General features: G+C 74.3%; 22 protein-coding genes, 4 pseudogenes and 1 riboswitch. Of the genes and pseudogenes, 14 read left to right on the plus strand and 12 right to left on the minus strand.

The features are described 5' to 3' along the window. Window positions 1-6: 6 nt before the first annotated feature. Complete coding sequence (gene ppdK, locus JD77_RS04670; protein WP_145773192.1) at window positions 7-2715, minus strand: pyruvate, phosphate dikinase; 2709 nt, start codon at window positions 2713-2715, stop codon at window positions 7-9. A 496-nt stretch (window positions 2716-3211) separates the two neighbouring features. On the opposite strand from ppdK, the gene JD77_RS04675 reads away from it, so the two are divergent. Together JD77_RS04675 and JD77_RS04680 are read left to right on the plus strand one after the other, a co-directional pair. Then, window positions 3212-5044 (plus strand): family 20 glycosylhydrolase, encoded by a 1833-nt coding sequence (locus JD77_RS04675; RefSeq protein ID WP_425463589.1) that lies wholly within the window; start codon window positions 3212-3214, stop codon window positions 5042-5044. Window positions 5045-5929: 885 nt separating this feature from the next. Continuing rightward, window positions 5930-6613, plus strand: a complete 684-nt coding sequence (locus tag JD77_RS04680; RefSeq protein ID WP_145773194.1) for a C39 family peptidase — start codon at window positions 5930-5932, stop codon at window positions 6611-6613. A 96-nt stretch (window positions 6614-6709) separates the two neighbouring features. Here JD77_RS04680 and dusB read toward each other — a convergent pair whose 3' ends face one another. The 4 genes from dusB to JD77_RS04700 all read right to left on the minus strand — a co-directional run bounded on the left by dusB (window position 6710) and on the right by JD77_RS04700 (window position 10441). Continuing rightward, the gene (gene dusB, locus JD77_RS04685; protein ID WP_145773195.1) at window positions 6710-7882 is read right to left on the minus strand and encodes a tRNA dihydrouridine synthase DusB; all 1173 of its coding nucleotides are present in this window, start codon (window positions 7880-7882) and stop codon (window positions 6710-6712) included. Window positions 7883-7946: 64 nt separating this feature from the next. Beyond that, entirely contained in the window at window positions 7947-9326 is a 1380-nt protein-coding gene (locus JD77_RS04690; RefSeq protein WP_145773196.1) for a glycine--tRNA ligase, read from the minus strand. Window positions 9327-9500: 174 nt separating this feature from the next. After that, window positions 9501-9947, minus strand: coding sequence for an Rv0361 family membrane protein (locus JD77_RS04695; protein WP_145773197.1), 447 nt, complete (start codon window positions 9945-9947; stop codon window positions 9501-9503). A gap of 152 nt (window positions 9948-10099) precedes the next feature. Next, window positions 10100-10441: an antibiotic biosynthesis monooxygenase family protein gene (locus tag JD77_RS04700; RefSeq protein ID WP_145773198.1), complete on the minus strand. Its 342-nt coding sequence runs from the start codon at window positions 10439-10441 to the stop codon at window positions 10100-10102. 26 nt (window positions 10442-10467) lie between these two features. Between JD77_RS04700 and JD77_RS04705 the strand changes: the two genes are divergently transcribed. The 8 genes from JD77_RS04705 (at window position 10468) to JD77_RS31875 (ending at window position 15113) form a co-directional block, all read left to right on the plus strand. Next, window positions 10468-10725, plus strand: a complete 258-nt coding sequence (locus JD77_RS04705) for a hypothetical protein (protein WP_145773199.1) — start codon at window positions 10468-10470, stop codon at window positions 10723-10725. 160 nt (window positions 10726-10885) lie between these two features. Then, the gene (locus tag JD77_RS04710; RefSeq protein ID WP_145773200.1) at window positions 10886-11839 is read left to right on the plus strand and encodes a metal ABC transporter substrate-binding protein; all 954 of its coding nucleotides are present in this window, start codon (window positions 10886-10888) and stop codon (window positions 11837-11839) included. Beyond that, window positions 11836-12597, plus strand: coding sequence for a metal ABC transporter ATP-binding protein (locus JD77_RS04715; protein ID WP_145773201.1), 762 nt, complete (start codon window positions 11836-11838; stop codon window positions 12595-12597). The genes JD77_RS04710 and JD77_RS04715 overlap by 4 nt, the downstream gene beginning before the upstream one ends. A gap of 2 nt (window positions 12598-12599) precedes the next feature. Further along, window positions 12600-13472 carry a metal ABC transporter permease gene (locus JD77_RS04720; protein ID WP_145773202.1) on the plus strand — a complete coding sequence of 291 codons (873 nt, stop codon included), beginning with the start codon at window positions 12600-12602 and terminating at the stop codon, window positions 13470-13472. 43 nt (window positions 13473-13515) lie between these two features. Then, the gene (locus JD77_RS04725; RefSeq protein ID WP_145773203.1) at window positions 13516-13815 is read left to right on the plus strand and encodes an ArsR/SmtB family transcription factor; all 300 of its coding nucleotides are present in this window, start codon (window positions 13516-13518) and stop codon (window positions 13813-13815) included. 67 nt (window positions 13816-13882) lie between these two features. After that, on the plus strand, window positions 13883-14278 hold the full coding sequence (locus tag JD77_RS04730; protein WP_145773204.1) for a Fur family transcriptional regulator: 396 nt from the start codon (window positions 13883-13885) through the stop codon (window positions 14276-14278). 53 nt (window positions 14279-14331) lie between these two features. Beyond that, window positions 14332-14937: a hypothetical protein gene (locus JD77_RS04735; RefSeq protein ID WP_145773205.1), complete on the plus strand. Its 606-nt coding sequence runs from the start codon at window positions 14332-14334 to the stop codon at window positions 14935-14937. Window positions 14938-14945: 8 nt separating this feature from the next. Then, window positions 14946-15113 carry a hypothetical protein gene (locus JD77_RS31875; RefSeq protein WP_170286382.1) on the plus strand — a complete coding sequence of 56 codons (168 nt, stop codon included), beginning with the start codon at window positions 14946-14948 and terminating at the stop codon, window positions 15111-15113. A 55-nt stretch (window positions 15114-15168) separates the two neighbouring features. Here the strand turns inward: JD77_RS31875 and JD77_RS04740 are convergent, their stop codons facing one another. The 5 genes and pseudogenes from JD77_RS04740 to JD77_RS32740 all read right to left on the minus strand — a co-directional run. After that, a complete protein-coding gene (locus JD77_RS04740) occupies window positions 15169-17139 on the minus strand; it encodes an acyl-CoA dehydrogenase family protein (RefSeq protein WP_145777422.1) in 1971 nt (656 codons plus the stop codon). A gap of 706 nt (window positions 17140-17845) precedes the next feature. Further along, the gene (locus tag JD77_RS04745; protein WP_145773206.1) at window positions 17846-18349 is read right to left on the minus strand and encodes a DUF6328 family protein; all 504 of its coding nucleotides are present in this window, start codon (window positions 18347-18349) and stop codon (window positions 17846-17848) included. Window positions 18350-18533: 184 nt separating this feature from the next. Beyond that, a pseudogene (locus JD77_RS04750) lies at window positions 18534-19282 on the minus strand (sugar isomerase domain-containing protein). 63 nt (window positions 19283-19345) lie between these two features. Further along, window positions 19346-20175, minus strand: a pseudogene (locus tag JD77_RS04755) (alpha/beta fold hydrolase). A gap of 23 nt (window positions 20176-20198) precedes the next feature. Beyond that, window positions 20199-20720, minus strand: a pseudogene (locus JD77_RS32740) (TIGR03943 family putative permease subunit); the annotation flags it as partial. Window positions 20721-20820: 100 nt separating this feature from the next. Between JD77_RS32740 and JD77_RS32745 the strand changes: the two are divergent. Next, complete coding sequence (locus JD77_RS32745; protein ID WP_211372488.1) at window positions 20821-21045, plus strand: hypothetical protein; 225 nt, start codon at window positions 20821-20823, stop codon at window positions 21043-21045. A 144-nt stretch (window positions 21046-21189) separates the two neighbouring features. Here the strand turns inward: JD77_RS32745 and JD77_RS04765 are convergent. Beyond that, window positions 21190-22193: pseudogene (locus tag JD77_RS04765) on the minus strand (permease). A gap of 453 nt (window positions 22194-22646) precedes the next feature. Continuing rightward, window positions 22647-22754, plus strand: a riboswitch (TPP riboswitch). A 75-nt stretch (window positions 22755-22829) separates the two neighbouring features. Between JD77_RS04765 and JD77_RS04770 the strand changes: the two are divergent. The 3 genes from JD77_RS04770 to JD77_RS04780 all read left to right on the plus strand — a co-directional run bounded on the left by JD77_RS04770 (window position 22830) and on the right by JD77_RS04780 (window position 25902). Further along, on the plus strand, window positions 22830-23420 hold the full coding sequence (locus tag JD77_RS04770; protein WP_145773207.1) for an ECF transporter S component: 591 nt from the start codon (window positions 22830-22832) through the stop codon (window positions 23418-23420). A 154-nt stretch (window positions 23421-23574) separates the two neighbouring features. Next, on the plus strand, window positions 23575-24990 hold the full coding sequence (locus JD77_RS04775; RefSeq protein WP_145773208.1) for an ABC transporter ATP-binding protein: 1416 nt from the start codon (window positions 23575-23577) through the stop codon (window positions 24988-24990). Window positions 24991-25101: 111 nt separating this feature from the next. Continuing rightward, a complete protein-coding gene (locus JD77_RS04780; protein ID WP_145773209.1) occupies window positions 25102-25902 on the plus strand; it encodes an energy-coupling factor transporter transmembrane component T family protein in 801 nt (266 codons plus the stop codon). Between the two features lie 68 nt (window positions 25903-25970). Here the strand turns inward: JD77_RS04780 and JD77_RS04785 are convergent, their stop codons facing one another. After that, window positions 25971-26207, minus strand: a complete 237-nt coding sequence (locus JD77_RS04785; RefSeq protein WP_145773210.1) for a hypothetical protein — start codon at window positions 26205-26207, stop codon at window positions 25971-25973. Window positions 26208-26451: the final 244 nt, after the last annotated feature.

Raw genomic sequence — 26451 nt, forward strand, 5'->3', positions numbered from 1 at the left:
GGCGCGTCAGCGGCTGTCGGAGCCCGTGGTCTCGATCGCGGCCCGGCCCGCCTCCAGCCGGGCCACCGGCACCCGGAACGGCGAGCAGGAGACGTAGTCCAAGCCCACCTCGTGGAAGAAGTGGACGGAGTCCGGATCGCCGCCGTGCTCGCCGCAGACGCCGAGCTTCAGCCCCGGCCGGGCGGCCCGGCCCTCCTCGGCGGCGATCCGCACCAGCCGGCCCACGCCCTCCCGGTCGATCGACTCGAAGGGCGAGATGCCGAAGATGCCCAGCTCCAGGTACCGCCAGAAGAACGCCGCCTCGACGTCGTCACGGGAGAAGCCCCAGCCCATCTGGGTCAGGTCGTTGGTGCCGAAGGAGAAGAACTGCGCCGCCTCGGCGATCTGCCCGGCCGTCAGCGCCGCCCGGGGCACCTCGATCATCGTGCCGATCAGCACCTCGACGCCGCTGTCCCCGACCACCTCCTCGATGATCTTCTCGGCCTCGGTCCGTACCGTCTCCAGCTCCTGCACCGCGCCGACCAGCGGCACCATGATCTCCGGGCAGGCCGACCCGCCGTCGCGGGTGACCTGGACCGCGGCCTCCGTGATGGCGCGGACCTGCATGGCGAACAGGCCGGGGATCACCAGACCGAGCCGCACCCCGCGCAGGCCCAGCATCGGGTTCTCCTCGTGCATCCGCCGGACGGCGGCGAGCAGCGCCTCCTCCCGGGCCACGTCCTCGCCGCGCTCCTGGGCGACCGCGACGTTGACCGCGAGCTGCTCCAGCGGGGGCAGGAACTCGTGCAGCGGCGGGTCGATCAGCCGGACGGTGACCGGCAGCCCGTCCATCTCGCGGAAGATCTCCACGAAGTCGTCGCGCTGCAACGGCAGCAGCGCCGCCAGCGCGGCCTCACGCTCGTCGTCGGTGCGGGCCAGGATCAGCCGCTCGACCAGCTCCCGCCGGTCGCCGAGGAACATGTGCTCCGTACGGCACAGGCCGATGCCCTGCGCGCCGAAGCGCCGGGCCCGGGCGGCGTCCGCCCCGGTGTCCGCGTTCGTGCGGACCACCAGCCGCCGCCGCGCGTCCGCGTGGGTCATGATCCGGTGTACGGCCTCGACCAGCGCGTCGTCCGTCCGCTCCGGGTCAAGGGTGCCCTCGAAGTACTGCACCACCTCCGACGGCGTGACCGGCACCTCGCCCAGGTAGACCTTCCCGGTGGTGCCGTCGATGGAGACGATGTCGCCCTCGCCGACCGTCTGCCCGCCGACGGTGAACCTCTTCGCCGGTACGTCGACGTCCAGCTCGTCGGCGCCGGCGACGCAGGTCTTGCCCATGCCCCGGGCCACCACCGCGGCGTGGCTGGTCTTGCCGCCCCGGGAGGTGAGGATGCCGCGCGCCGCGATCATGCCATTGAGGTCGTCCGGGTTGGTCTCCCGGCGTACCAGGATCACCGCCTCGCCCTCCGCGGCCAGCTCGACCGCGCGGGCGGAGGTGAAGACGACCTTTCCGGAAGCGGCGCCCGGCGACGCCCCGACCCCCTTGGCCACCGGTTGGAACTCGTGGTCGAGTTGGAAGCGGGGGAACATCAGCTGGGCGAGCTGCGCGCCGTTGACCCGGTGCAGCGCCTCGTCCAGGTCGATCAGGCCCTCGTCGACGAGCTGCGCGGCGATGACGAACGCCGCCGCGGCGGTCCGCTTGCCGACCCGCGTCTGGAGCATCCAGAGCTTGCCCCGCTCGATGGTGAACTCGATGTCGCAGAGATCCTTGTAGTGCCCCTCCAGCCGGGCCATGTAGTCCAGCAGCTCGTCGTAGGACTTCCTGTCGATCCGCTCCAGCTCCTGCAACGGCACGGTGTTGCGGATGCCGGCGACCACGTCCTCGCCCTGGGCGTTGGCCAGGTAGTCGCCGTAGATGCCCTGCGCGCCGCTGGCCGGGTCCCGGGTGAACGCGACGCCGGTGCCCGAGTCGGGGCCGAGGTTGCCGAACACCATGGCCACCACGTTGACCGCGGTGCCGAGGTCGGCCGGGATGCGCTCCTGCCGCCGGTAGACCACCGCGCGCTCGGCGTTCCACGACTCGAAGACGGCTCGGATCGCCAGGTCCAGCTGCTCGCGCGGCTCCTGCGGGAACTCCCGGCCGGTGTGCTTCGCGAAGATCTTCTTGTACGCGTCGACCAGCCCGCGCAGGTCGTCGGCGTCCAGGTCCAGGTCGTTCTTCGTACCCTTGACGCGCTTGGCGTCGTCCAGGGCCTGCTCGAACTCCTCGCCGGGCACATCGCACACGGTCTTGCCGAACATCTGGATCAGCCGGCGGTACGAGTCCCAGGCGAACCTGTCGTTCCCTCCTGCCTGGGCGCTGAGCCCGACGACGCTGCGGTCGTTGAGGCCCACGTTGAGGACGGTCTCCATCATGCCCGGCATGGAGAACTTGGCGCCCGAGCGGACGGAGACCAGCAGCGGGTCGTCCGGATCCCCGAGCCGGCGGCCCATCTCCCGCTCCAGCGACTCCAGGTGCGCCTCGATCTGGCCGGCCAGTCCCTCCGGCTCCCGGCCGGTGGCGAGGTACGCCTTGCAGGCTTCGGTGGTGATGGTGAAGCCGGGCGGGACCGGCAGGCCGAGGTTGGTCATCTCGGCGAGGTTGGCCCCCTTGCCGCCGAGCAGGTCCTTCAGGTCCTTGTTGCCCTCGGCAAAGTCGTAGACGTACTTGTGATCGACCGTGTCTTGCGCTGCCACCAGAGCCTCCCACACGCGCCGGAATGACACTTAACGAAGGTTCAGCTGCCTCTTACCCCGGGGTCAACCTCAGGTAATCCGAGGTCACCGCCGGTCGGTGGGCGAAGGCTAAGCGAACTTCGGGTGGCCCGGGACCGTTCGGTGACAATCGGCACAGCCATCACCACTATCCGCGTCCGTACCGGTTTTTGGGATCGCTTCCACGCGCACGATCACGCAAACGCGCTGGTCCTCGTACCCTTGATGGCACCGACTCCGCCGAACCTGACCTTTGCCATATCCCTCGCGAACACCCCAGGGAGCCGTCGCCGTGCAGCCCACCCCGTCCCCCACCCCCGCCACCGGCCAGGAGCCCGCCGGCCGGCCCGGGCTCCCCGGCCAACTCGGACTCCCCGGCCAACTCGGGCTTCCCGGCAACGAGCCGGACGCCGCCGACCTGGCTCGGGCCGCCGCGCGGGAGGCCGGCGGCCGGCTCGCGCCCGCGACCCCGGTCCGGCTGGGCGACGTCGTGCCTGCCCCGGAACTGGTCACGCCGGACCCGTCGGCCGACTTCACCCTCCCCGCCGACGCGGCCGTCCGGGTCACCCCGGACCCGGCCGCCCGGGAGGTCGCGGAACAGCTCGCCGACCTGCTCCGCCCCGCCACCGGCTACCCGCTGCCCGTCGCCGACGCCCCGGGGCCGGTCGCCGGCCTCACCCTCACTCTCGGCGGCCCCGCTGCCGCCGGCCCTTCGACGCCCGCCGGCCCTTCGACACCCGCCGGCCCTTCGACACCCGCCGACCCTTCGACACCCGCTGGCCCTTCGACACCCGCCGACCCTTCGACACCCGCTGGCCAGGCGGCACCCGGCGATGTCGCGGACCTCGACGGCAACGCCGCGTTGAGCGAGGCCGGCAACGCCGCGTTGAGCGAGGCCGGCAACGCCGCGTTGAGCGAGGCCGGCAACGCCGCGTTGAGCGAGGCCGGCAACGCCGGCGGCATCCCCGCACCGGGCGGCGTCGCGGACCTCGGGGCGGAGGGCTACCGGCTCGACGTGCGCCCCGACGGGGTACGGATCACCGCCGCCACCGCCGCCGGCCTCTTCCACGGCGTGCAGACCCTGCGCCAACTCCTGCCGGCGTCGGTCGAGAGCCCGGCCCCGGTCGCCGAACGCTGGATGGTGCCCGGCGGGATGGTCGTCGACCGTCCCCGATTCGCCTACCGGGGCGCGATGCTCGACGTGGCCCGCCACTTCTTCGCCGTACCCGACGTGCTCCGGGTGGTCGACCACCTCGCCCGGTACAAGCTGAACCACCTGCACCTGCACCTCAGCGACGACCAGGGCTGGCGGATCGCCGTCGACTCCTGGCCCCGGCTGGCCACCATCGGCGGGGCGACCGAGGTGGGCGGCGGCCCCGGCGGGTACTACACGGCGGCCGACTACCGGCGCATCGTCCGGTACGCCGCCCGGCAGCACGTCACCGTCGTCCCTGAGATCGACCTGCCCGGTCACACCAACGCCGCGCTGACCGCGTACCCCGAGCTGGCGCCGGACAAGGTGGCGCCCCCGCCGTACACCGGCACGGACGTCGGCTTCAGCTACGTCGACCCGGCCGACGAGCGCACGTACGACTTCGTCGCCGACGTGCTCGGCGAGGTGGCGGCGCTCACCCCCGGGCCGTACCTGCACATCGGCGGGGACGAGGCGTTCAAGGTCAAGGCCGACGCGTACGCCCGGTTCGTGCGGCGGGCACAGGAGATCGTCGCCGGCACGGGCAAGACGCTGGTGGGCTGGCACCAGATCGCCCCGGCCGAGCACGCCGACGGGCGGATCCTCCAGTGGTGGGGCACCAAGGAGGACGACCCGGTAATCGCCGACGCGGTCCGGCGCGGGGCGCGGCTGATCCTCTCCCCCGCCAACCACACCTACCTCGACATGAAGTACGCCCCGGACACCCCCATCGGGCACGACTGGGCGGGCCTGATCGACGTGGCCAAGGCGTACGACTGGGACCCGGGCGCGCACCTGGCCGACGTGCCGGCCGAGGCCGTACTCGGCATCGAGGCGCCGCTGTGGACCGAGTACGTCACGTCGCTCACCGAGATCGAGTTCCTGCTGCTGCCCCGACTCCCCGCCGTTGCCGAACTGGCCTGGTCGCCCCGGGCCACGCACGACTGGCCCGGGTTCCGGGACCGTCTGGCCGCCCACGGCCCCCGCTGGGACGCAGCCGGCATCACTTTCCACCGCTCCCCGGAGATCCCCTGGCTGGCCACGCTCCCCGAACACCCCACCGGCCACATCCCGACCCAACGCCCCCATCCGGACACCGCGGACACACCCGCCCCCTGATCTGCCCCACCCCCCTCGGGCGATGATCGACCCCATGTCGCCGACATGGGGGCATCCGACCCGCCCGGACCCTGCTATGTCGGCGACATGGCGCCCACCACCACGCCCCAGCCGGCCTCTCCGGGCCGGTTGACCCATGTCGCCGACATGGGGGCAGCCACGCCCAGCGGACTCCGCCATGTCGGCGACATGGCGCCCACCACCACCCCCGGCCGGCCTCTCCGGGCCGGTTGACCCATGTCGGCGACATGGGGGCAGCCACGCCCAGCGGACTCCGCCATGTCGGCGACATGGCGCCCACCACCACCCCCGGCCGGCCTCTCCGGGCCGGTTGACCCATGTCGGCGACATGGGGGCAGCCACGCCCAGCGGACCCCGCCATGTCGGCAACATCGCGCCCACCACCACCCCCGGCCGGCCTCTCCGGGGCGGTTGACCCCATGTCGGCGACATGGGGGCAGCCACGCCCAGCGGACCCCGCCATGTCGGCGACATCGCGCCCACCACCACCCCCGGCCGAGAGGCCGGTGGAATGGCCCGCCGCCAACGGTCGTTGCACCACCCCGGGCCCACGCACCCCGGATGCCGGCTCCCCGGCCCGGTGGAATGCCCCGGCCCGGTGGAATGCCCCGGCCCGGTGGAATGGCCCGCCGCCCCGGCGCGTTACACCCCCGGGATGCGCCCGAGCATCGGGCCGAACCCAACCCCGGGAAGCCGCGACCCGCGGGAATCACCCGCCGCCCCCGGGCGTTACACCCCCGGGCCACCCGAGCCAGGCACCATCGCCGGGACCCGAGCCCCTCGCGCTCTTCCCCCTTTCCTTCCGCGCGGCGCGCCGCCCCCGGCGTGTTGCCGCGCGCCCCCGATCGAAAGGTTCCCCTCATCATGCGTACCGACCTGATCCGCAAGACCGCCCTGACCGTTGCCGGCATCGCCGCCACCGCCGGCGGCATCGCCGGACCCGCCATCGCCGCCCACGCCGCACCCGCCCACAAGCCCACCCAGGCCACCCAGGCCACCCAGGCCACCCACACCCAGGCCGACCGCAAACCCGCGGGCGAGCGGGAACTCGACGTCCGCTACCAGGCCCAGCCCAACTTCTACTACTGCGGCCCCGCCGCCACCCGCAACGCCCTGTCCGTCCAGGGCAAGAACATCGACGTCGACGCCATGGCCAAGGAAATGGGCACCACCGAGAACGGCACCAACAGCATCAACGACATCACCCCCGTCCTGAACAAGGAAACCGGCGGCAACGTCTACAAATCCGTCGAGATCCGCGACACCAAGGCCACCGACACGCAGACCGACACCCTCCGCGCCGACATCGTCCGCACCATCGACAACGGCAAGGCCGTCGTCGCCAACATCGCCGGCACCACCACCGACACCGACGGCACCACCCACTCCTTCGAAGGCGGCCACTACATCAGCATCGTCGGCTACCACGACAACGGCCACACCGTCACCATCGCCGACTCCGCCAACCCCGACCAAGCCTCCTACCACCTCACCGTCGACAACCTCGCCGACTGGATCGCCACCCGCGGCTACAGCACCACCTCCTGACCGCAAACCCGAACCACAGGAGACAACACGAAGGGCCGACCCCCAGCGAGGGGCCGGCCCTTCGACGTACCCGGGCCGTCGGCGGGGCCGGAGCCGTCAGCCGCCGGAGTCGTCGAGCTCGGCGCCCTCGGGGACGGTGTCGTCGTCCCGGCTGGCGAGCCAGCCGTCGGGGAGGTGAACCTTGCCCGGGGAGTTGGTCCGGCCGCGCGGCTGGCCCAGGGCGGCCACCGGGAACGGCTCGGCCGGGTCGAGCTTGCCGAGCAGGTCGTCGAGCTGGGCCAGGCTCTCGATCATGGCGAGGGAGCGGCGCAGCTCGCTGCCCACCGGGAACCCCTTCAGGTACCAGGCGACGTGCTTGCGGAAGTCGGTGCAGCCGTCCCGCTCGCCCCGGGCCGGGTTCCGGGCGCCCGCCGTGAACTGCTCCACGAGCAGCTCGGCGTGCCGGCGCATGGTGGCCGCCACCTCGCCGAGGGTGGGCAGCTTCCGCTCGGGCCGGCCGTCGAACGCGGCCTCCAGGTCGGCGAACAGCCATGGCCGGCCCAGGCAGCCACGGCCGACGACCACCCCGTCGACGCCGGTGTGCGCCACCATCCGCAGCGCGTCGTCGCCCTCCCAGATGTCGCCGTTGCCGAGCACCGGCACGTCGAGGGCCTGCTTCAGGTTGGCGATGGCGTCCCAGTCGGCGGTGCCCGAGTAGCGCTGGGCGGCCGTACGCCCGTGCAGGGCGACCGCGGCGACGCCGGCGTCCTGGGCGGCGAGCCCCGCCTCGACGTACGTCAGGTGGTCGTCGTCGATGCCCTTGCGCATCTTGACCGTGACCGGCACCCCGGCGGGCGACGCGGCGTCCACCGCGGCCTTCACCAGCCGGGCGAACAGCCGGCGCCGCCAGGGCAGGGCGGACCCGCCGCCCCGGCGGGTCACCTTCGGCACGGGGCAGCCGAAGTTGAGGTCGATGTGGTCCGCGAGATCCTTCTCCACCACGATCCGCGCGGCCGCGGCGGTGATCTCCGGGTCGGTGCCGTAGAGCTGGAGGCTGCGCGGCTTCTCCTCCTCGCCGAAGGCGATCATGCGCAGTGTCTTCGGGTTCCGCTCGACCAGGGCGACAGTCGTGATCATCTCGCACACGTAGATGCCGCCGCCCTGCTCCCGGCAGAGCCGACGGAACCCGACGTTGGTGATCCCGGCCATCGGCGCGAGCACCACCGGCGGCCACACCTCGTGCGGCCCGATGGTCAACGGGCGCACTGCGGGCGGGGTCGGGGCGGTCACCGGACAAGTGTACGGGGCTCCGACCGGCACGTTCCGCGCGCCGGCCGGAGCCCCTTCACGCAGCTCAGCAGCCGGGGAGGCGCTCGATGAGGTAGCGCTCGACCTGGTCCAGCGAGATCCGCTCCTGGGTCATCGTGTCCCGGTTGCGCACCGTCACCGCGTTGTCGTCCAGCGTGTCGAAGTCGACCGTGACGCAGAACGGGGTGCCGATCTCGTCCTGCCGACGGTAGCGGCGGCCGATCGCCTGCGAGTCGTCGAACTCGACCACCCAGCGCCTGCGCAGGTCGGCGGCGAGACCCTTCGCCTTCGGGGAGAGCGCCTCGTTGCGGGACAGCGGCAGCACCGCCACCTTGACCGGGGCCAGCCGCGGGTCGAAGCGCATGACGGTGCGCTTGTCCACCCCGCCCTTGGTGTTCGGCGCCTCGTCCTCGTCGTACGCCTCGAGCAGGAAGGCGAGCACCGCGCGGGTGAGGCCGGCGGCCGGCTCGATCACGTACGGCATCCAGCGCTCGCTCTTGGTCTGGTCGAAGTACGACAGGTCGACGCCGGAGTGCTTGCTGTGCGTGGAGAGGTCGAAGTCGGTGCGGTTGGCGATGCCCTCCAGCTCGGCGAACTCGGTGCCGCCGAAGCGGAACCGGTACTCGATGTCGACCGTGCGCTTCGAGTAGTGGGAGAGCTTCTCCTTCGGGTGCTCGTAGAAGCGCAGGTTCTCCTCGGACAGGCCGAGGTCGACGTACCAGTTCCAGCGCTCCCGCAGCCAGTACTCGTGCCACTCCTCGTCGGTGCCCGGCTCGACGAAGAACTCCATCTCCATCTGCTCGAACTCGCGCGTACGGAAGATGAAGTTGCCGGGGGTGATCTCGTTGCGGAACGACTTGCCGGTCTGCGCGATGCCGAACGGCGGCTTCTTGCGGGCGACCGTCTCCACGTTCTTGTAGTTGACGAAGATGCCCTGCGCGGTCTCCGGGCGCAGGTAGTGCAGGCCCTCGTCGCTCTCCACCGGGCCGAGGTACGTCTTCATCAGGCCGTTGAACATCTTCGGCTCGGTGAAGGTGCCCTTGTTGCCGCAGTTCGGGCAGTTCAGCTCCGTCAGCGAGGTCAGCGGTTTGCCGTGCTTGGCCTCGTACGCCTCCTCCAGGTGGTCGGCGCGGAACCGCTTGTGGCAGGACTGGCACTCGGTCAGCGGGTCGACGAACTCGGCGATGTGGCCGCTGGCCTCCCAGACCTTGCGGGCCAGGATGACGGCCGAGTCCAGGCCCACCACGTCGTCGCGCTGCTGGACCATGGTCTTCCACCACTGCCGGCGGACGTTCTCCTTGAGCTCCACGCCGAGCGGACCGTAGTCCCACGCCGACCGGGTGCCCCCGTAGATCTCGCTGGAGGGGAAGACGAAACCTCGGCGCTTGGCGAGGCTGACGACGGCGTCGATACGGTCGACTGGCATGTTTCCTCCTACGCCGGCTGGCGGTCGGCGGGGGCGTGAATTGGATGGTCCGTTCGGTCCGGGACCCACGGTACGACCGCGGAGGCCCCGAGCCCAGCAGAATACCGGGGGTGGCCTGGCCACCCCCGGCGAGCCTCCGCCGCCCTGCGACCGGGGGCGGGGCCGGGGCCCGGGTCAGCTGACGCCGCAGACCTTCATGGCTCCGGTCTGCCGGTCCGGCGCGAGGGTCACCCGCTGGCTGCCCCGGCTGCCGCCGCTGAAGGTGACGGCGACGGGCACGGTGAGGTTGTTGGTGTCCACCTCGCCCACCCGGAACGAGTCGACCTGCGGCTCGGCGGAGACCCGCCGCTCGAACTCAGGCCGGGACTCGCGCCGCCGCGCGTCGTCGCAGAGCGCGTCGTACGACTTGGCGTACTTCCGCTCCACCAGCCCCTCGTAGTAGTCCTGGGTCACCGCGCGGCCCTGCTCCCGGACGGCCTGCACGTTGCTGACCGCCAGCCCCACCACGGCCGTGCCGCCTCCGCCGCAGCAGAGCAGCACGGCCAGCGCGCCGACCCCGAGGCCGAGCCAGAGCCGGGCGCGGCCGCCCTCGGTCGGCGGTGCGGCGAACGGCGGGGCCACCCCGGGGCCCGCCGGGGCGGGGGCACCGCCGGCTCCGGGGGCGTCGGCGGCACGCCGGGGGCCGGCGGGCCGTCGGGCCCTCCTGCCGCGTGGTACGGGGGTGGACCGGCCGGTCCGGGATCGGTCATACGTGCAGGGTAGTGCCCGCCGGTTCAGCGGTACGGCCCAGCGGCCCGATCACTGGCCCGCTCGACGACCGCCCCGCCGGGGGCGGCGCTGGCCAGCGCCTCGTACGCCGACGGCTCGTCGACCGACTCGGCCAGCAGCGGGGTGGCGTGCACCTTAACGTCGAAGCCGCCGAGCGCCCGCCGGTACGTGCCGACCGACTCCCACTCGGTGACCAGGCACCAGTGGCGGGGCTCGTCGAGCGCCCGGAGCAGTTCCCCACGCAGGTAGCCGGGGCGGGCGGCGAGCGCCGCGAGGGCGGCGTGCGCGCGCTCGGTGAAGGCGGGGGCGGCGTCCTCGTCCACCACGAACCGGTTGGTGACCAGCACCGGGTCCTCCTCGTAGAGTTTGTGGGATGCAGCGTACGCAGAGCCCCCTGCTGGGCCGACTGGCCCGGGCGAACCCGACGGCGGTCTTCCTGGTCACCCTGGTGCTGGTGCTGGTGGCGCTGTTCACCCCGGGCGTGGTCGGCGGGGCGCTGCTGCTGGTGCTCGCCGCCGCCCTGGTGGTGCTGCTCGCGACCACCTGGCCGGTGCAGGCGCCGGCCACCCGGCTGATCCGGCTGGTCATGCTGACCCTGCTGGTCACGGTGGCGCTGGCGAAGCTGCTCTGACCGGCCGCCCGGGCCGGCGGCGCCGTCCGCGGCGCCGGGCCACGCCCCCGCGGGCGCGGCGAGCGGCGAGCGGCGAGCGGCGAATCGGTAGCAGACGAGCCCCGCTCATGCAAGCATGCGTTTTTGACAATCAATTTCGTTGTCGCGGAGAGTTGACCGCATGACGCTCCGCCCCACCGTACGTGCCCTGGTCGCCGTGACCGCCCTGCTCAGCCTGGGCGGCCTCACCGCCTGCTCGGACGACGGCGGCGGCGCCGACCCCCAGCGGGTCGACGTGGCCGCCGCCTTCTACCCGCTCCAGTTCGTCGCCGAGCGGGTCGGCGGCGACGCGGTGCGGGTGACCAACCTGACCAAGCCCGGCGCCGAGCCGCACGACCTGGAGCTGACCCCGGGCCAGGTCGGCGAGGTCAACCAGGCCGAACTGGTCGTCTACCTCAAGGGGTTCCAGCCGGCGGTCGACGAGGCGGTGGAGCAGGCCGGCGGCGACCGGGCCTTCGACGTGGCCGGGGTACAGCCGCTGCTGGACGTGCACGCCGGCGGCCACGAGCACGAGCACGAGGGCGAGGACGAGGCCGGGCATGCCGGGGAGAGCGGCGGCAAGGACCCGCACCTCTGGCTCGACCCGACCCGGCTGGCCACCGTCGCCGACCGGCTCGCCGAGCGGCTCGGCGCGGTCGACCCCGACCGGGCCGCCGACTACACCGCCCGGGCCAGGACGCTGCGCGCCGACCTGGAGAAGCTGGACGCCGAGTTCGCGGCGGGGCTGAAGACCTGCCAGCGCCGGGAGATCGTGGTCAGCCACACCGCGTTCGGCTACCTCACCCAGCGTTACCAACTCGAGCAGGTCGGCATGACGGGGCTCACCCCGGAGACCGAGCCGTCGCCGCAGCGCCTGGCCGAGGTCGCCCGGGAGGCGCGGGAGCACCAGGCCACCACGATCTTCTTCGAGACCCTGGTCAGCCCCAAGGTCGCCGAGACCATCGCCGCCCAGGTCGGCGCGCGGACCGCCGTGCTCGACCCCCTCGAGGGACTGTCCGCCGGCAGCGGCGCGGACTACCTTTCGGTGATGCGTACCAACCTCCAGGCCCTCCGGACGGCGTTGAGCTGCTCGTGACCGCACCTGTCATCACCGTCACGCACGCGGCGGTCGGCTACGACGGCCGCCCCGTGCTGCGGGACGTCTCCCTGGCCGTCGACGCCGGTGAGGTGGTCGCCGTGCTCGGCGCCAACGGCTCCGGCAAGTCCACGCTGATCCGCGCGGTGCTCGGGCTGGTCCCGCTCCACTCCGGCGCGATCTCGCTCTTCGGCACGCCGCTGCGACGGTTCCGGCAGTGGCGGCGCGTCGGGTACGTCCCGCAGCGCCTCGGCGCCGGCGGCGGCGTGCCGGCCACCGTCGGCGAGGTGGTGGCCTCCGGCCGGCTGGCCCGCCGGGGCGTGCTCCGCCCGCCGGGGCGGGCCGACCGGGCGGCGGTGGCCGCCGCGCTCGAAGCGGTCGGGCTGGCCGACCGGGCGCGCGACCCCGTCGCCACCCTCTCCGGCGGCCAGCAGCAGCGCACCCTGATCGCCCGCGCCCTGGCCGGCGAGCCGGAGCTGCTGGTTCTGGACGAGCCGACCGCCGGGGTCGACGCGGTCAGCCAGGAGGCGTTCGCCGGGGCGCTGCGCGGCTTCCTCGGCGGCGGCGGGACGGTACTGCTGGTGGCCCACGAGCTGGGGCCGCTGCGCCCGCTGATCAGCCGCGCCGTGGTGGTGCACGACGGCGGGATCGCACACGACGGCGTGGTGCCCGAACCGGCCGGCCACCACGCCGAGCCCGACCACGACCACGTGCACCCGCACGGACCCGACGAGCCCGTAGGGCTGTGGAGCAGTTGAGCATGGAGCTTTTCCAGTACCCGTACATGCAGCGGGCGCTGATCGCCGCGCTGGTCATCGGCCTGGCCGCCCCGGCGCTCGGCATCTACCTGGTGCAGCGCCGACTGGCCCTGATCGGCGACGGGGTCGGGCACGTCGCGCTCACCGGGGTCGGCGCCGGGCTGCTGCTCAACAGCTCCCCGGTGCTGGTGGCGGTGGTCGTGGCGACGCTCGGCGCGGTCGCCATCGAGCTGGTGCGGGCCCGGGGCCGCACCTCCGGCGACCTCGCGCTGGCGCTGCTGTTCTACGGCGGGATCGCCGGTGGCGTGATGCTGGTCGGGCTCTCCGACGCCACCAGCGCCAGCCTCAACGCGTACCTGTTCGGGTCGCTGACCACCATCTCGCCGCAGGACCTGACGACCATCGTGGTGCTCGGCGCGGCGATCCTGGTCACCATGCTGGCCCTGCGGCCGGCGCTGTTCGCGGTCTGTCACGACGAGGAGTACGCCCGGGTCGCCGGCCTGCCGGTACGCGCGCTCAACCTGCTGCTCGCCGTCGGCACCGCGGTGACCGTCACGATCGCCATGCGGGCCGTCGGGGTGCTGCTGATCAGCGCGCTGATGGTGGTTCCCGTCGCCACGGCCCAGCAGGTCACCCGCGGCTTCCGCGCCACGATGACCGCCGCGATGGCGCTCGGGCTGTTCGCCGCCGGTACGGGAGTCTGGGTGGCCGCCAACGCCGACACCGCCCCGGGCGCGTCCGTGGTGCTGCTCGCGATCGCCTCGTTCCTCGTCGTCGCGGTGGCCGCCGCCGGGCGGCGGGCGCTGCGGCGGCGGCGCGCCCGGGCCGGCGCGCCGGCCATCGAGCCGCACGAACACGAGGTGGTGCTGCGTTGAGCCTGCGCCGGAGCGGGCCGACGGTATTGGTTACCGTTACGGGGTGACCGGCGCATCAGGCTACGAGGCGTACGAGGGCGCGGGCGAGCTGCTGCGGGCCCTCGCGGCCCCCATCCGGCTGGCGATCGTGAGCGAGCTGGCGCAGGGTGAGCGGTGCGTACACGAGCTGGTGGAGAAGCTCGGGGCCGCGCAGCCGCTGGTGTCCCAGCACCTGCGGGTGCTGCGCGGGGCGGGCGTGGTCCGGGGCTCCCGGCGCGGGCGCGAGATCGCGTACGCACTGGTCGACGAGCATGTCGCGCACATCGTGGCCGACGCGGTCAGCCACGCCGGGGAGGCGCCATGAGCGAGCGAATCAGCAGGCTCAGCGCCGTGGTGGCTCACGACGGCGCGCAGCGGAGCGGAGCGCGGGCATGAGCGAGGGCACGGCCGTCCGCAACACCCGGCAGCGTTCGGCGGTGAGCGCCCTTCTCGCCGAGCTGGAGGGCTTCCACAGCGCGCAGGACCTGCACGCCATGCTCCGCGAGCGGGGCGAGCGGGTGGGGCTGACCACCGTCTACCGGACCCTGCAGGGGCTGGCCGACGCGGGCGAGATCGACGTGATGCGCCCGGCCGGCGGCGAGCACCTCTACCGGCGGTGCAGCGAGGGCCACCACCACCACCTGGTGTGCCGGGCCTGTGGGCGCACGGTGGAGGTGGCCGGGCCGGCCGTGGAGACCTGGGCCGAGCGGGTCGCCGCCCGGCACGGCTACTCCGACGTCAGCCACACCCTGGAGATCTTCGGCACCTGCCCGTCCTGCGCCGGCTGACGTCCCCTGCGGGGGCCGTGCCGGGCGGTCGCGGGCGTGGCAGGCTGTCCGGCGTGAAGATCTACGCCGATCGTTTCCCGACCGCCGTCCGCCAGTTCCTCACCGACCTGCTCGTCGTCGTCTGGGTGTACGCCGCCGTCCGGTTCGCGTTGTGGGTGCACGACCTGGTGCAGAAGCTCGCCGTACCCGGGCGGAAGCTGGAGGGAGCCGGCGGCGGCCTGGCCGACAACCTCGCCGAGGCGGGCGGCAAGGTCCGCCGCGTGCCGCTGGTCGGCGACGAGCTGACCGCGCCCTTCACCAAGGCCGCCGACGCCGCGCGGGCGGTGGCCGACGCGGGCCGGGACCAGCAGGAGCTGGTCGGCCAGCTCGCCCTGGCGCTCAGCGTCGCCGTGCTGGTCTTCCCGCTCGGCGTGGTGCTGCTCGGCTGGCTGCCGCTGCGGCTGCGCTGGATGCGCCGGGCCGCCTCCGCGAAGGCGCTGGCCGCCGCCCCGGCCGGGCGTGACCTGCTGGCCCTGCGGGCGCTGGCCGGCCAGCCGCTGGGCCGGCTGACCCGGATCGCCCCGGACGTGGCCGAGGCGTGGCGGCGCGGCGACGACGCCACGGTGGACGCGCTCGCCGCGCTGGAGCTGCGCCGGCTGGGGCTCAGGACCGGCCGCTAGGGTGGGGCGTGCTCTACTTCCTGATCGTCATCGCCGTGCTCCTGCTGGTGTACGCCGGCGTTCTGGTCAACTTCGTCCGCCGGGGCCGCAAGATCCCGCCGGCGGCGTACCTGGTGCTGGCGGTGCTCAACGGGCTGATCCTGGCCGCCGTGCTGGCCTGGGGGATCTCCCGCTGAGCGGAACTGCCGGCTGCGGGCGGGAATGGGTCCCCTGCCACAGGGGACCCTCCCTTCACTCCGGGCGGGGGATGCGGCGGCGGACGTCCTCGGCGGTGGACGGGCCCGGGGTCCAGCGGGCCACCCAGGGCCGGTCAGCCGGCGGGGTGACCACCCCGCCCTCCAGCGCGGCGTACCGGCCGTCGAGGATGCGCCTCGCCGCCGCCACGTCGACCTGGTCGGTGTTGTCCCACAGGGCGGTGAACAGGGCGTCGACCCGCAGCCGGGCCTGCCGGCAGAACAGGTCGGCCAGCTCGACGTTCTCGGGGCGGGAGTCCTGCTCCGCGTACGCCCGGACGCAGACGGCCGACATCGCGAACAGCTCCGCGCCGATGTCCACCACCCGGCCGAGGAACGCCTGCTTGCGCTCCATCTTTCCCTGCCAGCGGGACATCGCGTAGAACGTCGACCGGGCCAGCTTGCGGCAGGCCCGCTCGACGTGCCGCAGATGCCCGGCCAGCGGGCCGAACTCGCCGTACGCCGTCGGGGACTGGCCCCGGCCGACCGCGAGGGTGGGCAGCCACCGCGCGTAGAAGGCCCCCGCCCGCGCGCCGGCCCGCGCCTTGCGGCCGAGCCCGGCGTCGGGGTCGATGATGTCGCCCGCGACGGAGAGGTGGGCGTCCACCGCCTCGCGGGCGATGAGCAGGTGCATGATCTCCGTGGAGCCCTCGAAGATCCGGTTGATCCGCAGGTCCCGCAGCAGCTGCTCCACCGCGACGGGGCGCTCGCCCCGGGCGGCCAGCGAGTCGGCCGTCTCGTAGCCGCGCCCACCCCGGATCTGGATCAGCTCGTCGCCGATCTTCCACGCCATCTCGCTGGCGTAGAGCTTGACGAGCGCGGCCTCGATCCGGATGTCGTTGCGGTCGTCGTCGGCGAGCAGGCAGCAGAGGTCCAGCATGGTCTCCATGCCGTACGTCGTCGCGGCGATGAAGGCCAGCTTCTGGGCGACCGCCTCGTGCTCGCCGACCGGCCGGCCCCACTGGACCCGCTCGGCGGCCCACTCCCGGGCCACGTTCAGCGACCACTTGCCCGCCCCGACGCACATCGCCGGCAGCGAGAGCCGGCCGGTGTTCAGGGTGGTCAGCGCGATCTTCAGCCCCTTGCCCTCGCCGCCGATGACGTTCTCCTTCGGCACGAAGACGTCGTGGAACCGGGTGAGGCTGTTCTCCAGCCCGCGCAGCCCGACGAAGGCGTTGCGCCGCTCCACGGTGATGCCCTCGGCGTCGCCGTCGACCACGAACGCGGTGATCCCGCCGCGCCGGCCCGCGCCGGCCGGCACCCGCGCCATCACCACCAGCAGCGTGGCGACGGTGCCGTTGGTGGCCCAGAGTTTCACCCCGTTGAGCCGGTACCCGGTGCCGTCCGCGGTCGGCTCGGCGGTGGTGGCCAGCCGCGCCGGGTCGGAGCCGACGTCCGGCTCGGTGAGCAGGAACGCCGACACCTCGCCGGCGGCGAGCCGGGGCAGGAAGCGGCGCTTCTGCTCGGCGGTGCCGAACATCTTCAGCGGCTGGGGGACGCCGATCGACTGGTGCGCCGACAGCAGCGCGCTGATCGCGGGACTGACCGAGCCGGCCAGCATCAGGGCGCGGCAGTAGTGCAGGTTGCTCAGCCCGAGCCCGCCGTACGACCGGTCGATCTTCATGCCGAACGCGCCGAGCCGGGCCAGCCCGTGGAACACCTCGTCGGGGATGCTCGCGTCGCGCTCGATCGCCGCGCCGTCCACCTCGGACTCCAGGTACGCCCGCAGCTCGGCCAGGAACTCCTCCGCCCGGGCGTCCTCGGCGGGGTCGCTGCGCGGCCACGGGTCGATCAGGTCGAGCCGGAACCGGCCGAGGAACAGCTCCTTGCCGAAGCTGGGTCGGTCCCAGGTGGACTCCCGGGCCGCCTCGGCGACCTGCCGCGCCTCCTTCTCGGACACCTGCCCGGCCTCGGCGGGCAGGGGGCCGGCGCCGTCGCCGGTCGGCGCGACCCGGCCGGTTGCGTCGATCCGCGCTCCGGTGGGGCCGGCCTCGTCGGTCGGCGCTTCCTTGAGATGGGCCTCGTTGACGGGAGCGACCCGGCCGGTGGGGCGGGCCTCGTCAACGGGAGCAACCCGGCCGGCGGGGCGGGCCTCGTCAACGGGAGCAACCCGGCCGGTGGGGCCGCTCGTCGCGTCGGGGCCGGTCGCGCCGTCGCCCGTCGGGTCGGGCGCGGGTCGACTGTTCTGCGTCGTGGTCACGGCTGCTGCCCCCTCGAACCTCGGTCCGGATGACGTCGACGTGCTCGACAGGAGCCACGCTACTCCCGGGTGTTACCCAGGGGTAGGGCTTCGGCAACCTCGGATTTTCAGGGCGTATGCGCTGGTCCCAGCCAGGCCCGACCCGGCCCGGCAGATCGGTGCGGCGCACGGCCCGGCCGGGCAGATCGGTCGGGGCACGGCCCGGCCGGGCAGATCGGTCGGGCACGGCCCGGCCGGGCAGATCGGTCGGGGCACGGCCCGGCCGGGCAGATCGGTCGGGGCACGGCCCGGCCGGGCAGATCGGTCGGGGCACGGCGGCAGATCGGTCGGGCACGGCCCGACGGGGCAGATCGGTGCTGGCGCGGCCCGGCCCGACAGATCGGTGCGGGGCAAGGCCCGACCCGGCAGATCGGTGCGGGCCCGGCCCGGGCAGCGCGGCGCCGGCCGGCGATCGGTCGCACGGGCCCCCGGCGGGTCAGTCCCCCGGGAGCGCCTGCGGGTCGTCGTCCTCGTCGTCGATGTCGTCGTCGCCCCAGTTGCGCCGGGCGAACGGCAGCACCGCCCAGAGGACCAGGAACCACACCCCGGTGAGCGCGGTCAGCATGACGGCGATCGGCCGGTTGAGGACGAAGTCGGTGATCAGCAGGACCGCGCTGACCATCGAGATCAGCATGAACGCCAGGCCGCCGCTGGCCATCGCGTGGGCGAAGCGGACCAGCTCCGGCTTGCGCCCCTGACGGAACAGGGCCCGGTGGAAGGCGACCGGGGAGATGATCATTGCGGTGGCGGCGGCGGCCGACAGCAGCGAGACGACGTAGACGTCCTTCTGGAACGCGGTGGCCCGGGTGAACCCGTTGCTGAACGGCAGGGTCAGCAGGAACGCGAAGAGGATCTGCACGCCGGTCTGGGCGACCCGCAGTTCCTGGAGCAGATCGGCGAAGTTGCGCTGCCAGCGCTGCTTCTCGGTCTCCCTCGACACGTGCTACCTCCGCGAGGACGTCTGGCCGGCGGGGGCAACCCAGCCGGCAGCATCGCCATTGCCCGGCGGGACGCACGACGAAACCGCCTCGGGGTGCCGGGACCGCCCCGCGCCTCCATGTCGCCGACATCGCGGCATCCGTGTCGCTCGGATACCCCCATGTCTCCGACATGGAGCCGATCACTCAGGAGCCGCGGCGGATGCGGCCGGCGTACCGGGCCTCCAGCTCGTTGTTGTGCTCGTCCCCGCCGGCGATGTTGGCCGACAGGTACACCGGGGGCCGCTCCCCCGCCGCGAGCAGTCGGGCCACCACCTCGACGGTGATCTGCTGGGCGAGCAGGGCGGCGGTGATGGACGAGATCGCGCCGACCGCGCCGCCGCCGGGCAGGGGCAGGGTCGCGTCGCCGTACGGGGCGCCGTTGTCCAGCACCACGTCGGCGAAGTCGGCCAGCTTCCGCCCGGACGGGTGCCGGGACGTCATCCGCGCCGAGTGCTGCGCGGAGGTGATCGCGACCAGCCCGTGGCCGCGCTCCTTCACCAGCCCGGCGAACTCGACGATAGCGCCGTTGACCCCGGAGTTGGAGGCGACCACGAAGACGTCCGACGGGCGGACCGGGGCCAGCTCGTACAGCCGGTGGGCCACCGAGGGGTCCCGCTCCAGCAGCGGCCGAGGACGTCGGCCGGCGCCCCGCCCAGCAGCACCAGGTCGCGCAGCGCGATCCGGTTGGTCGGCACGAGCCCGCCGGCCCGGCCGGCGATCTCCATCGCCAGCGCCTCGGAGTGGCCGGTGCCGAACGCGTGGACCACGCCGTCGGCCCGCAGCGCGTCGGCGATGAGGTCGGCCGCGCGGTGCACCGCCTCCCGCTGGTTGGCGGACACCCGCCCGATCGTCTCCGTCACCACCGCGAGGTAGTCGTCCGCGTTCACCGTCATGCGTCCCTCCGTCTGTCCGCCGCGGCCGGTCGGCCCGCCGCGAGGTCGCCGCCGCGCTGTCGCTCACCGGGTCTCTCCCACCCTGGCGAGGATCGCCTCGGCCAGCGGGCCGGGAGCGACGTCGGGGATCCAGTGCGACACCCCGGGCAGCTCGACGAGGCGGTAGTCCCCGGTGACGTGGGCGGCGCACGCCTCGGCCGCGGCCCGGCCGATCGCGACGTCCCGGTCGCTCCAGACGTACGTCGTCGGCACCGGCACCGGCGCGACCGCCACGAGGTCGGCCGGGACATCGCCCGGTACCAGTTGAGGGCGGCGGTCAGCGCGCCCGGCTCGCGCATCGGCTCGGCGTACCGGGCGACCCGGTCGGCCCCGCCGACCCCGCCGAGCATCCGGCGCAGGGCGGCGGCGTCGAGCGCCAGCAGCGCCTTCTCCGCCGTGCCGGGCCTGCGGAACAGCGCGATGTACGACGAACGGGCCTTCTGCTCCGCGCTTGTCGCCAGCGCGTGGGCCATCGCGGCCGGGTGCGGCACCGACACGGCGGTCAGGGTGCGCACCCGGTCGGGGTGGCCGGCCGCGAGAGCCCAGGCCACGATCGCGCCCCAGTCGTGCCCGACGACGTGCGCCGCGTCCGCGCCCAGTGCGTCGAGCAGGGCCACGGCGTCGGCGACGAGCTCCGGGACGCGGTACGCCGCCACGTCCACCGGGCGGGCGCCGGGCGAGTAGCCCCGCTGGTCCGGCGCGTACGTGCGCAGCCCGGCCGCGTGCAGCGCGGGGACCACCTCGTCCCACTCGCCGCCGTGCTGCGGAAACCCGTGCAGCAGCAGCACCGCCTCGCCGTCGGCGGGCCCGCCCGCGCGTACCTCGAACGTCAGCCCCCGCGCGTCGACCCGCATGATCGCCAGCCTACCGAGGACGCTCACTCGTAGGGGTTCCGCGGCGCGGGCACCCGCCGCCAGGACTCCACGGCCAGGTACGGGATCTCCGCGTCGTCGACCGGATCCCGCCCGACCCGGTCGGTGTAGCGGCCGGTCACCTCGACCCAGGTGTCGTCCGCCAGGCCGTACGGCACGTCGCCGGTGAGCCCGAGCTTTACGGGCCGGCCGTCCGCGGCGCAGCAGGAGAGCACCATCCGGGCCAGGATCGGCTGCCCGTCGGGACCCGGGGCGATGAAGCCGGTGAGCCGGACCCGTCGATCGCCGATCGAGACGCCCTTCTCGAACAGGGCCCGGGAAGCGTAGTCGAGCACGGTGACCGGGGCCGGGTCGCCGGGCGGCAGGGGCGGGTAGTCCGACTGCTGCGCGCCGGCGAGGGCGCTGCCCGCCTGGCCCACGGAATACGAGCCCAGGGCCGGCGGGGCGACCAGTAGCAGGCCGAGCACCGGCAGCAGGAGCAACCAGCCGACCCGTGGCCCGTGGTGCCCGTGGTGCCCGTGCCCGTCGTCGGCGTGCTCGCCCGCCGGGTCGACCTGCTCCGCGGGCGGCCGGTGCTGCCCGACCCGGGGGCGGCCGCGGGCGCGGCGGCGCGCTCCGTCGGCGCTGGTGGCGCTGGTGGCGCTGGTGGCGCTGGTGGCGCTGGTGGCGCTGGTGGCGCTGGTGGCGCTGGTGGCGCTGGTGGCGCTGGTGGCGCTGGTGGCGCTGGTGGCGCTGGTGGCGCGGCGCCCGCGTGCCCGGTCAGGCGCCGCTCACCCGCGCCCGGGCCGCCGCGCGTGCGCTGCTGCCCCGCAGGAGCGAATGCGGGGCGCAGTTCGTACCAGAGGGTCATGACCGCGGCGGCCACCAGCACCAGCCCGGCCGCGATCAGGAACGGGCGCAGCCCTTCCTTGACGTAGCGCAGGTAGAGGTCGGTGACGCTCGCCCGGACGACCGCCCCGCCGAGCAGCAGCAGGACGACCGCCTGCGCCTGCCGGTTCACAGCAGCACCGCCCCGACCCCGGCGGCCACCGTGACGGCGACCGCGAACGTCGCCGGGGCGAACCGGACCGCGAAGCGCCGGCCGAAGACGCCGGCCTGCATCGAGATCAGCTTCAGGTCGACCATCGGCCCGACCACCAGGAAGACGAGGCGGGAGGTGAGGGAGAACTGCGACAGCGACGCGGCGACGAAGGCGTCCGCCTCGGAGCAGATGGACAGCAGCACGGCCAGCCCAGCCAGGGCGAGCACGGACAGCACCGGCTCGTCGGCGAGAGCCCGCAGCCACCGCTCCGGGACCAGCACGTTGATGCTGGCGGCGGCCAGCGCTCCGACGACGAGGAAGCCGCCGGCGTGGACCACGTCGTGCCGGACCGCCGTCCAGAACGCCACGCCCCGCGGCGCGCCGTCCAGCTCGGGCCGGCGCGGCAACCTGATCCAGTCGGCGCGCCCGAGCCGCAGCCAGAGCCAGCCCATCACGACGGCGACGACCAGGCTGGCGGCGGCCCGCGCGAGGACCATCTCGGGCCGGCCGGGGAAGGCGACCGCGGTGGCCACGAGCACGATCGGGTTGACCGCTGGGCGGCGAGCAGGAACGCCAGCGCCGCCGCGGGCGTGACGCCGCGCCGGATCAGCGAGCCGGCGATCGGCACGGAGCCGCACTCGCAGCCCGGCAGGACCACCCCGGCGGCGCTCGCCACGGGCACGGCGAGGGCCGGGTGCCGGGGCAGCGCCCGGGCCCAGAACGAACGCGGCACGAACACCGCGATCACCGCCGAGAGCAGCACCCCGAACACCAGGAACGGCACGGCCTGGACCAGCACCGAGACGAAGACCGTGGTCCACGTCTGCAACCGGGGCGCCGACAGCGCGCGGGCCAGCGGCTCGCGGACGACCACCAGCAGGATCAGCACGCCGGCCAGCACCTCGACCGAGCCGACCCGCGGCGCCCGTCGCTGCCCGCGCCCGGCCGGCTCCCCCGCCGGTACGTCCAGCCCGGCCACGCCGACGGACCCCGCCCCGCCGACAGACCCGGCCACGCCCACGGACCCCGCCCGCCGACGGACCCGGCCCCGCCGACAGACCCGGCCCCCGGGGCCCACCCGTCGCGCTCGACGGGCGGCCCGGCGCTGCCGGTCGATGACGTCACGGGCTCGCCTCCTCGGCGGTGTGCGGTGTGCGGTGTGCGGTGTGCGGTGTGCGGTCTGCGGTCTGCGGTCTGCGGTCTGCGGTCTGCGGTCTGCGGTCTGCGGTCTGCGGTCTGCGGTCTGCGGTCTGCGGTCTGCGGTCTGCGGTCTGCGGTCTGCGGTCTGCGGCGCGACACTATCGTTCCCCGCGGACCGCGTCGATGGACTCCGGTCAGATGGCGGTAACGACCGCGCCGTGTCGTTTCACCCACCCCGCGCACACCGCTTTGCCCGGCGATCTTCCCAGGTGTTAGCGTCGGCGGGACAACTTCATTCCGACAGGGGAGCGCACAGCGCTGAGAGTGCGGGCACGCCGCCCGCAGACCCTCGAACCTGATCTGGGTAATGCCAGCGCAGGGAGTTCGGTCATTCTCCAGCCGCGCCGCCGTCCGGTCCCACCGGGCGCGGCGTGCGTCTTCTCCTGGTTCGTTCCACTGAACTGGGAGCCATCACATGAACCACACGGACAGCCACCGCTGGCGCACCATCGACATCCTGGTCGCCTCGGTGATCGCGGTCGCCTTCGGCGTCATCTTCTGGGCCTGGGGCATGGTCTGGAGCGCCACCGAGGGGGCCTTCGCGTTCTTCCCGCCCGCGCAGACCCTGCTGTACGGCGTCTGGCTGATGCCGGCCGTGCTCGGCGGCCTGGTCATCCGCAAGCCCGGCGCCGCGCTGTACTGCGAGACGGTCGCGGCGGTCCTCTCCGCCCTGCTCGGCAGCCAGTGGGCCGGCACGGTGATCCCGCAGGGCATGATCCAGGGCGCGGGCGCCGAGCTGGCCTTCGCGGCGTTCCGCTACCGCTCGTTCCGGCTGCCGACCGCGCTGCTCGCCGGGGCGCTCACCGGGCTCGGCGCCGCCCTGTTCGACTTCTTCGCCTGGAACGCCAAGTACGACCTGACGAGCTACCGGATCCCGTACGCGCTGCTCACCGTCGTCAGCGCCGCGGTCATCACCGGCGTCGGCGGCTGGGCCCTGACCCGCGCCCTGGCGACCACCGGCGCCCTGGACCGCTTCCCCGCGGCCCGCGACCGCGCCCCCGTCTGACCGCCGACTCGTGTCGATCAAGAGGTTTGCGTCAGCGGAGCCTGTTCTCCTGACGCAAACCTCTTGATCGACGAGCCGGGGGCGGCAGGGCGGGGCGGCGAGCCGGGGCGACGAGCCGGGGCGGCAGGGCGGGGCGGAGGGAGGGGTGAGGGGCGTGGGGGGCGTCAGGCTGCGGGGGTTCGGGTGGCGGCACGCCGGGCGGAGGGCCTGGGCGGTGCGCGGGCTCGACCTGCACGTCGAGGCCGGCGAGCGGGTGCTGCTGCTGGGCCCCTCCGGCGCCGGCAAAAGCACGCTGCTCGCCGCGCTCGCCGGGCTGCTGCCGGCGGACTCCGGCGAGCAGGAGGGGACCGTCGAGGTCGACGGGGTGGAGCCCCGGCAGGCTCGTGAGCAGGTCGGGATCGTCTTCCAGGACCCGGAGACCCAGCTCGTGATGGCCCGCTGCGGCGACGACGTCGCGTTCGGGCTGGAGAACCGGGGCGTGCCCGCCGGCGAGATCTGGCCCCGGGTCGACGAGGCAATGCGGCGGGTCGGCTTCCCGTACCACCGGGACCGGCCGACCGCCGCGCTCTCCGGCGGTGAGCAGCAGCGCCTGGCGCTGGCCGGCGCCCTCGCCCTGCGGCCCCGACTGCTGCTGCTCGACGAGCCGACCGCGAACCTCGACCCGGCCGGCGCGGCGCTGGTCCGGCGGGCGATCACCGGCGCCCTGGACGCGGACACCACCATGATCCTCGTCGAGCACCGGGTCGCCGAGGCGCTGCCGCTGGTCGACCGGGTGGTGGTGCTGGAACCGGGCGGCGGGGTCCGCGCCGACGGGACGCCCGAGGCGGTCTTCGCCACGCACGGCGACGCGCTCGCCGCCGAGGGAGTCTGGGTGCCCGGCCGGACCATGCCGCCCCGACGCGCCGCCGCGCCCGCCGGCGACCTGCTGCTCGCCGCCGACCGGGTCGGCCTGCCGCCGCGCCTCGCCGCCACCGATGTTCGGGTACGCGCCGGCGAGGCGCTCGCCGTGCTCGGCCCGAACGGGGCCGGCAAGTCCACCCTGGCGCTGCTGCTCGGCGGCCTGCTGCGGCCCGGTACGGGTCGGGTGGCGGCGACCGGCGAGCTGGCCGGCCGGGACGCGGGCACTCCCCCGCACCGCTGGCGGGCGCCGGCCCTGGCCCGCCGGATCGGCTCGGTGTTCCAGGACCCGGAACACCAGTTCGTCACCGGCACCGTCTTCGACGAGCTGGCCCTCGGCCCGCGCCGCACCGGCCAGCCCGAGGCGGCGGTACGGGCCACCGTGGACGGCCTGCTGGACCGGCTGCGGTTGGCGGCGCTCGCGCGCGCCAACCCGTACACTCTCTCGGGTGGCGAGGCGCGGCGGCTGAGTGTGGCGACGGCCCTGGCCACCGCGCCCCGGCTGCTGGTCTGCGACGAACCCACCTTCGGCCAGGACCGGCGCACCTGGCGGGAGCTGGTCGACCTGCTCGCCGAGCTGCGCGAGGCCGGGCACGGCGTCGTCGCCGTCACCCACGACACCGACTTCGTCGACGCCCTCGCCGACCGCACCGTCACCCTGGACCGGCCATGACCCACGCCGAACCCGCCGACCGCACCGTCACCCTGGACCGGCCATGACCCACGCCGAACCCGCCGACCGCACCGTCACCCTGGACCGGCCAGGAACCACCGCGGGGCGGCCGTGATCAGCATCGAGCCCGTCGCCGCGCCCGGGGCTCCGCTGGCGCGACGGAACCCGGTGGCGAAGGTCGCCGCGGCGCTGGTCTTCTCGTTCACCCTGCTCGCCACCCTGGACCCGGTGGCTCCGGCGCTCGCCCTCGCCGTCGAGCTGGCCGTGCTGCCGCTGTTCGGCATCCGGTACCGGGTGCTCGCCCGGCGGGCCGCGCCGCTGCTGGCCAGCGCCGCCGGAATCGTGGTCACCCTGGTCCTGTTCGCCGCCGACCGCTCGGGCCGGGTGCTGGTCGAGGCGGGGCCGCTGCTGGTCACGACCGGGGTGCTGGGGACCGCGCTCGGGCTGGCGCTGCGGATGCTGGCGGTCGCGCTGCCCGGCGTCATCGTCTTCGCCACCACCGACCCCACCGACCTGGCCGACGCGCTGGTCCAGAACGCGAAGGCCCCGGCCCGGTTCGCGATCGGCGCGCTGGCCGCGTTCCGGCTGGTGCCGCTGCTCGGGCAGGAGTGGCAGATGATCAGCATGGCGCGGCGGGCGCGCGGCGTCGACGCCGGGCGCAACCCCGTGGCGAAGCTGCGGCTGTTCGTCTCCACCGCCTTCGCCCTGCTGGTGGGCGCGATCCGGCGGGGTACCCGGCTGGCCGTGGCGATGGACGCGCGGGGGTTCGACGCCGGCACCCCGCGCACCGTCGCGCGTCGACAGCGCTTCGGCGCCGCCGACGCCCTGCTGGTGGCAGGGGCCGCGATCCTGGCGGGGGCGGCGCTGGCGGTCAGCGTCGCGCTCGGCACGTTCCGCCCGCTGATCGGCTGACCCGCACGGAGTGTGGACCGGGTGCGGTTGCCGGTGCCGGCGCAACGGCAACCGCACCCGGCGACCGGTCAGCTGCGCCGGAAGGCGTACCGGCGGGCCTGGCCGGCGCGCGGGTTACGGGCGGCGGCGAACCGGGCACCACCGGCCGGCGGGCCGGACTTCGGCGGGGGCGGCGTCTCCACGAACGGCGGCACGGGCGCGGCCGGCGCCACCACGAGGGTGTCGGGATCCGGCGGGGTCAGCTCCACCGGGGACGGACGCGGCGGCGCGCCGCGGGACTTACGGGAACTGCGCTTGGCGGGCATACATGGCCTCCTCGGTGCTGGCGCCTCCGGCGCGACGAGCGGGTACGGCAGCCCCGACGACCGGCACGGGTCGGCCCGACCGGCGAGCGGGGTACGGGATGCCCCGGTGGGCCCGACCACGGGAGGGCGCCGCGCGACGGCGGCAGTGTGGGAATGCGGACGCCCGGGACGCGGCCCGCGGTGACAGCGGCGGGCCGGCTTCGGATGAAGGGCGTCAGATGCGCATGCCCCCACCGTAGCCGCC

Origin of the sequence: Micromonospora olivasterospora (genome assembly GCF_007830265.1) — a bacterium.
GTDB lineage: Bacteria > Actinomycetota > Actinomycetes > Mycobacteriales > Micromonosporaceae > Micromonospora > Micromonospora olivasterospora.